The sequence below is a fragment of the Streptomyces sp. NPDC057623 genome (assembly GCF_042800355.1).
Lineage (GTDB): Bacteria > Actinomycetota > Actinomycetes > Streptomycetales > Streptomycetaceae > Streptomyces.
This window is the reverse complement of sequence record NZ_JBHVGZ010000100.1, coordinates 22,340-28,339: the sequence shown is the minus strand read 5'-3', so window position 1 is coordinate 28,339 and position 6,000 is coordinate 22,340. Positions and strand designations below refer to the sequence as shown.

General features: G+C 71.2%; 7 protein-coding genes. 1 reads left to right on the top strand and 6 read right to left on the bottom strand.

Annotated features, from left to right (window positions below; genetic code table 11):
* A partial coding sequence (pdxT, locus tag ACFU95_RS46815; protein ID WP_383842574.1) for a pyridoxal 5'-phosphate synthase glutaminase subunit PdxT occupies nucleotides 1-547 on the bottom strand: 547 nt, incomplete at its 3' end.
* A 24-nt stretch (nucleotides 548-571) separates the two neighbouring features.
* The gene (gene pdxS / locus ACFU95_RS46810) at nucleotides 572-1,477 is read right to left on the bottom strand and encodes a pyridoxal 5'-phosphate synthase lyase subunit PdxS (protein ID WP_383842571.1); all 906 of its coding nucleotides are present in this window, start codon (nucleotides 1,475-1,477) and stop codon (nucleotides 572-574) included.
* A 176-nt stretch (nucleotides 1,478-1,653) separates the two neighbouring features.
* Here pdxS and ACFU95_RS46805 point away from each other — a divergent pair, with 176 nt between their 5' ends.
* A complete protein-coding gene (locus ACFU95_RS46805) occupies nucleotides 1,654-2,088 on the top strand; it encodes a VOC family protein (RefSeq protein ID WP_383842583.1) in 435 nt (144 codons plus the stop codon).
* Here the strand turns inward: ACFU95_RS46805 and ACFU95_RS46800 are convergent.
* The 4 genes from ACFU95_RS46800 to pgsA form a co-directional block, all read right to left on the bottom strand.
* Nucleotides 2,085-2,627 (bottom strand): hypothetical protein, encoded by a 543-nt coding sequence (locus ACFU95_RS46800; RefSeq protein WP_383842568.1) that lies wholly within the window; start codon nucleotides 2,625-2,627, stop codon nucleotides 2,085-2,087. The genes ACFU95_RS46805 and ACFU95_RS46800 overlap by 4 nt on opposite strands.
* Before the next feature lie 137 nt (nucleotides 2,628-2,764).
* A complete protein-coding gene (locus tag ACFU95_RS46795) occupies nucleotides 2,765-3,943 on the bottom strand; it encodes a glycosyltransferase family 4 protein (RefSeq protein ID WP_383842565.1) in 1,179 nt (392 codons plus the stop codon).
* On the bottom strand, nucleotides 3,940-4,866 hold the full coding sequence (locus tag ACFU95_RS46790; protein WP_383842562.1) for a phosphatidylinositol mannoside acyltransferase: 927 nt from the start codon (nucleotides 4,864-4,866) through the stop codon (nucleotides 3,940-3,942). The genes ACFU95_RS46795 and ACFU95_RS46790 overlap by 4 nt, the downstream gene beginning before the upstream one ends.
* Nucleotides 4,863-5,558 carry a phosphatidylinositol phosphate synthase gene (gene pgsA, locus ACFU95_RS46785; RefSeq protein WP_383842559.1) on the bottom strand — a complete coding sequence of 232 codons (696 nt, stop codon included), beginning with the start codon at nucleotides 5,556-5,558 and terminating at the stop codon, nucleotides 4,863-4,865. The genes ACFU95_RS46790 and pgsA overlap by 4 nt, the downstream gene beginning before the upstream one ends.
* Between the last annotated feature and the right edge of the window lie 442 nt (nucleotides 5,559-6,000).

Genomic DNA, 6,000 nt, shown 5'->3' with positions numbered 1-6,000 from the left:
GGTCGCCGGTCAGTTCCGGGTGGAACGACGTGGCCAGTGCGTTGCCCTGGCGGACCGCGACGATATGGCCGTCGTGCTCGGCGAGGACCTCGGCCTCGGCGCCGACGGACTCGACCCAGGGGGCGCGGATGAAGACGCCCTCCACAGGATCGCCCGGGACGCCCTGCACGTCGACCGCCGCTTCGAAGGACTCGTTCTGACGTCCGAAGGCGTTGCGGCGCACGATCATGTCGATGCCGCCGATCGTCTCCTGGCCCGAGCGCGGGTCGAGGATCTTGTCGGCGAGCATGATCATGCCGGCGCAGGTGCCGTAGACGGGCATTCCGTCCCGTACGCGCGCGCGAAGCGGCTCCATCACTCCGAAGAGGACGGCCAGCTTGGAGATGGTCGTGGACTCGCCGCCGGGGAGGACGAGGCCGTCGACCTCGGCGAGCTCTTCGGGGCGCCGCACCGGCCTGGCCACGGCGTCGGCCGCGGCCAGGGCGATGAGGTGCTCCCGTACGTCGCCCTGGAGGGCCAGGACACCTATGACGGGTGCGTCAGTCATGTACGTGCAGTCCTTGGGGTGTGCTTACCAGCCGCGGTTGGCGTAGCGCTCGGTCTCGGGGAGGGTGTCGCAGTTGATGCCGACCATGGCCTCGCCGAGGTTGCGGGACGCGTCCGCGATGATCTTCGGGTCGTCGTAGAAGGTGGTCGCCTTCACGATGGCGGCCGCGCGCTTGGCCGGGTCGCCGGACTTGAAGATGCCGGAGCCGACGAAGACGCCCTCGGCGCCGAGCTGGCGCATCAGGGCGGCGTCGGCCGGGGTGGCGACACCGCCGGCGGAGAACAGGACCACCGGGAGCTTGCCGAGCTCGGAGACCTCCTTGACCAGCTCGTACGGGGCGCGCAGGTCCTTGGCGGCGGCGTACAGCTCGTTGTTGTCGAAGCCGCGCAGCTTGGCGATCTCGTTCTTGATCTGGCGCAGGTGGCGGACGGCCTCGACGACGTTGCCGGTGCCGGCCTCGCCCTTGGAGCGGATCATCGCGGCACCCTCGGCGATGCGGCGCAGGGCCTCACCGAGGTTGGTGGCACCGCAGACGAAGGGGGTGGTGAAGGCGAACTTGTCGCTGTGGTTGACCTCGTCGGCCGGGGTGAGGACCTCGGACTCGTCGATGTAGTCCACGCCGAGGGACTGCAGGACCTGGGCCTCGACGAAGTGGCCGATGCGGGACTTGGCCATGACCGGGATGGAGACGGCCTCGATGATGCCCTCGATCATGTCCGGGTCGGACATCCGGGCCACGCCGCCGTCCTTGCGGATGTCGGCGGGGACCCGCTCCAGGGCCATGACGGCGACCGCGCCCGCGTCCTCGGCGATCTTCGCCTGCTCCGGCGTGACGACGTCCATGATCACGCCGCCCTTGAGCTGCTCGGCCATGCCGCGCTTCACGCGCGCGGTGCCGGTCTCGGGGGCCTGGTTTTCGGAGATGGACACGGGTGACCTCGCTCGGTGAAAAGGGGGCTACTGCAAGCATCGAGGAAACGTGAGGGGTGGGGGCCACTTCAAGGGCCAATAGTGAGGCGGTGGATCGTTTTCCCTCCGTCTGCGCGCCCTGTCGCGGACCTGTGCGGCGCCCGTGGCCGCGTTAGTGTCCTCGCATGGGACACCGCATGGAACAGCGCATCAGCCTGGTCACGCTGGGAGTTTCCGACGTGGCCCGCTCCAGGGCCTTCTACGAGGCCCTGGGTTGGCGGGGGCAGGAGGTCGAGGAGACCGTCTTCTTCCAGGCCGGCGGACTGGCCCTGGTCCTGTGGGGCCGCGACAAGCTGGCCCGGGACTGCGGGCTGGCGGACGGCACCGGGATCGGCTTCGGCGGGATCGCCCTGGCCCACAACGTGCGCTCCGACGCCGAGGTCGACGCTCTGCTCAAGGCCGCGGAACGGGCCGGAGCGACCGTCACCAAGCCCGCCGCCACCAACGCCGTCGGCTTCTACTCCGGCTGCTTCGCCGACCCGGACGGCCACGCCTGGGAGATCGCGCACAATCCCGGGTTCACCCTCGCCGAGGACGGTTCCCTCACGATTCCCGACTTCGGCACGGCCTAGGCAGACCGGTCCGCGAGGGCCGCCGGGGGCTCGTCGTCCATCTCGAAGGCCAGGGGGAACGGGGCGTGGCCCGCCAGGCGGAACCAGCGGACCTTGCGGTGCCGTCGCAGGGCCCTGGCCGCCCGTACGGCGTCGTTGTGGAAGCGTCGGGCCATCGGTACCCGGCGGACCGCCTCCGTCAGCTCACGGGCCGCCTCCTCGCCTCCGGGGGCCTCCCGTACGGCCTCCACCTGCTGGGGTTCGGCGAACACGGCCCGCAGCGCCTGGCTCAGTTCGCTCTCGGCGACCTCCCGCTGCTCCTCCTCGGCCTGCCGGGCGGCGTGGGCGGCCTCGTACAGGACGATCGACGCGGCCGGATCCAGTACGCCGGAGGTGGCCAGCTCCTGGGCCACGGAGGCGCGGCGCAGCAGCTGGGCGTCGAGCGCGGCGCGTGCCGCGTCGATCCTGGCATGCAGCCGGTCCAGACGACCCGCGGTCCAGCTCAGGTAGAGGCCGATCGCGACGAGGGCTACGAGGATCCAGATGAGAGTTGCGGTCACGGGCGGAGCCTAGCCCTGCCGGGTGAGGCGGGTGGGGTGCGGGGCGTCGCGGTGCCGACGGGTCGGCCGGCGTTGCCCTCGGGCTGGACGAGCGCGGGCCGGCGCCTCGGCACAGCTTGCGGTGCCGAGCACGGGCTTCAGTCCCGCGCCAACCCCAACCGTGCCCGCAATCCGTTGCCTCCGCCGCCTGCGGCCCGCTCGTCCGCGGCCACCGCTGCCGCGCCCGCCGTCACCGTCTCGTACACCGACAGGATGTCCGCGCCGACCGTCGACCAGTCGAAGCGGCGCACATGCACGCTCCCCCGCTCCCGCAGCTCCGTACGGCGGGCCGGGTCCTCCAGGAGGCGTACCGCCGCCTCGGCGAGGGCGTCCGCGTCCTCATTGGCGAAGAGCTCGCCCGCCGCGCCCTGGTCGAGCACCTGGGCGAAGGCGTCCAGGTCCGAGGCGAGGACCGGGGCGCCGGCCGACATCGCCTCGACGAGGATGATCCCGAAGCTCTCGCCGCCGGTGTTGGGGGCGACGTACAGGTCGACGCTGCGCAGGAAGCGGGCCTTGTCCTCGTCGCTGATCATGCCGAGGAACTCGACACGGGAGCGCAGTTCGGCGGGCAGGGACTCCACCGCTTCCTCCTCGTCACCGCGGCCGGCCACCAGGAGCCTGGTCTGCGGCCGGGCGGCGAGGATCTTCGGCAGGGCCTTCATCAGGACCGGCAGGCCCTTGCGGGGCTCGTCGATGCGGCCGATGAAGCCGACGGTGTCGCCCTGCCACTCGGGGTTGGGCTCCGCCTTGGCGAAGAAGTCCACGTCGACGCCGTTGGGGATGACGACCGCGTCGCCGCCGAGGTGTTCCACCAGCGTGCGGCGGGCGTACTCGCTCACCGCGATGCGGGCGCTGATCTTCTCCAGGGCCGCCTGAAGGATGGCGTAGGCCGCGATCATCGCCCGGGAACGCGGGTTGGAGGTGTGGAACGTCGCCACGATCGGGCCCTGGGCCGCCCAGCAGGCCAGCAGGCCGAGGGACGGCGAGGCGGGCTCGTGGATGTGGATGACGTCGAACTCGCCGTCGTGCAGCCAGCGGCGGACGCGGGCCGCCGAGAGGAAACCGAAGTTCAGGCGGGCGACCGAGCCGTTGTACGGGACCGGGACGGCGCGGCCGGCTGAGATGACGTACGGCGGGAGCGGGGTGTCGTCGTCGGCCGGGGCCAGGACGGACACCTCGTGGCCGAGCCGGATGAAGTACTCGGCGAGGTCGCGGATGTGGAACTGGACGCCGCCCGGCACGTCCCAGGAGTACGGGCAGACGATCCCGATCTTCACGGACGCTCCCCGGACGCGTCGTCGGCCGGTCGTGGTTCCAGATCGGCGAGCCACAAGCGCTGGAGCATGTGCCAGTCCTCCGGATGTTCAACGATCCCCGTGGCGAAGGCGTCTGCCAGCGCCTGTGTCATGACAGACGTCTTCTCCGCCCGGGTACCTGCCTCGGGTACCTCGATCGGGGGATGCACGCGCCCCCGCATGACGGGCGAGTCGTCGTACCAGAGCGTGACGGGGAGCAGGAGCGCCCCCGTCTGCTGGGCCAGCAGCGCCGGGCCGGCGGGCATCCGGGCCGTGTCCCCGAAGAACTCGACCTCGACGCCGGACGCGGACAGGTCACGGTCGGCGACCAGGCACACCAGGCCGCCGTCGCGCAGTCTGCGGGCCAGGGTGCCGAAGGCGGTGCCCCCGCTGTGCGGCAGGACCTCCATGCCGAGGCCCTCGCGGTAGGCGACGAAGCGGTCGTAGAGCGTCTCGGGCTTGAGGCGTTCGGCGACCGTGGTGAACGGGGTCTCTAGCTTGGTGGTGACCCAGGCGCCCGCGAGATCCCAGTTGCCCAGGTGCGGCAGGGCGAGGATGACGCCCTGGTCGGAGGCCAGCCCGTCGGTCAGGTGGTGGACGTCCTTGGGGTCGAAGCCGTTCTTTATGCGCTCGGCGCTCCAGGCGGGCAGCCGGAAGGACTCCATCCAGTAGCGCAGGTACGACCGCATGCCCGCGCGCGAGAGCTCGGCGAGGCGCTGCGGGCTCGCGTCGGGCACCACGCGCGCGTAGTTGCTCTCCAGCCGCAGCACGCCCTTGCCGCGCTGCTTCCAGGCGAGGTCGGCGATGGTACGGCCGAGCCGTACGGCGACGGGCTCGGGGAGCTTCTTGACGGTGCCCCAGCCGAGGCCGTACAGCGCGTCCGTGAGGCGCTCCTGGGCACTCACTTGGCGGCCTCGCTCCCTTGAGAGGCGCTCTGCGGCTTGTCCTTCGCGGCCGCCGCGGCCGCCGCCTCCGCCTCCGCGGACTCGCGGCGGACCGTGACGACCCGCTGGATCAGCGTGACGAGGCTGCCCACGGCGACGATCCACAGGGCGACGGGCAGCAGGTACTGGATGCCGGGTACCCCGAACTTGTGCAGGCCCGCGAACCCGGCCGCGACCAGCGAGATCACCAGGCGCTCGGCCCGCTCGACGAGGCCGTTGACCGCGACCGGCAGGCCGATCGACTCGCCGCGGGCCTTGGTGTACGACACCACCTGGCCGCTGGCCAGACAGAAGATCGAGACGGCGCACAGGACGAGGTCGTCGCCGCCACCGGCGTACCAGAGGATGAAGCCGCCGAAGATCGCGCCGTCGGCGACCCGGTCGAGCGTGGAGTCCAGGAAGGCGCCCCAGCGGCTGGAGCGGCCGAGCTGGCGGGCCATGTTGCCGTCGACGAGGTCGGAGAACACGAACAGCGTGATCACGACCGTGCCCCAGAAGAACTCCCCCATGGGGTAGAAGACCAGCGCGCCCGCGACCACACCGGCCGTGCCGATGAGCGTGACCGCGTCGGGGCTGACGCCCCGCCGGATCAGAAACGCGGCGAACGGTGTGAGGACACGCGTGAAGAATGCACGCGCGTACTTGTTCAGCATGGCCTTCCCGAGGGTCGGTGTGGCGCCGTGCGGCTTCTGCTCGCCACCGGCTGGCCCATCGTAGCCACGCGTGCGTGAGTGCGACCGCCGGGCACTCGTACAGGGCTCGCGGGAGACAGCGCCCCCCCAACCCACAGCCAAGCGCACCCCCCCACCCCCCCCACCCCCCCCACAAAGCCCCCACACACAGATCCCACCCACACGCAAACAACCGTCCCCCTCCCTCTTCCCCCCCCTCCCTCTCTCTCTTCCCCCCCCCCCCCCCGCGGCCCGCCGTAGGCGGGCCGCCTTGATCCAGTAAAGAAACTCTGAACAGCTCCGGTGCCCTGGGCCCGTGGCCGGTCGCACGACCATGCGCTGACCTCGCCTTCCCAGCTGTCCGCAGCTTCGAAGCAACTATGTTCCATTATGCCCGCGTTGATGGCCATTAGTTCTGGCAGTC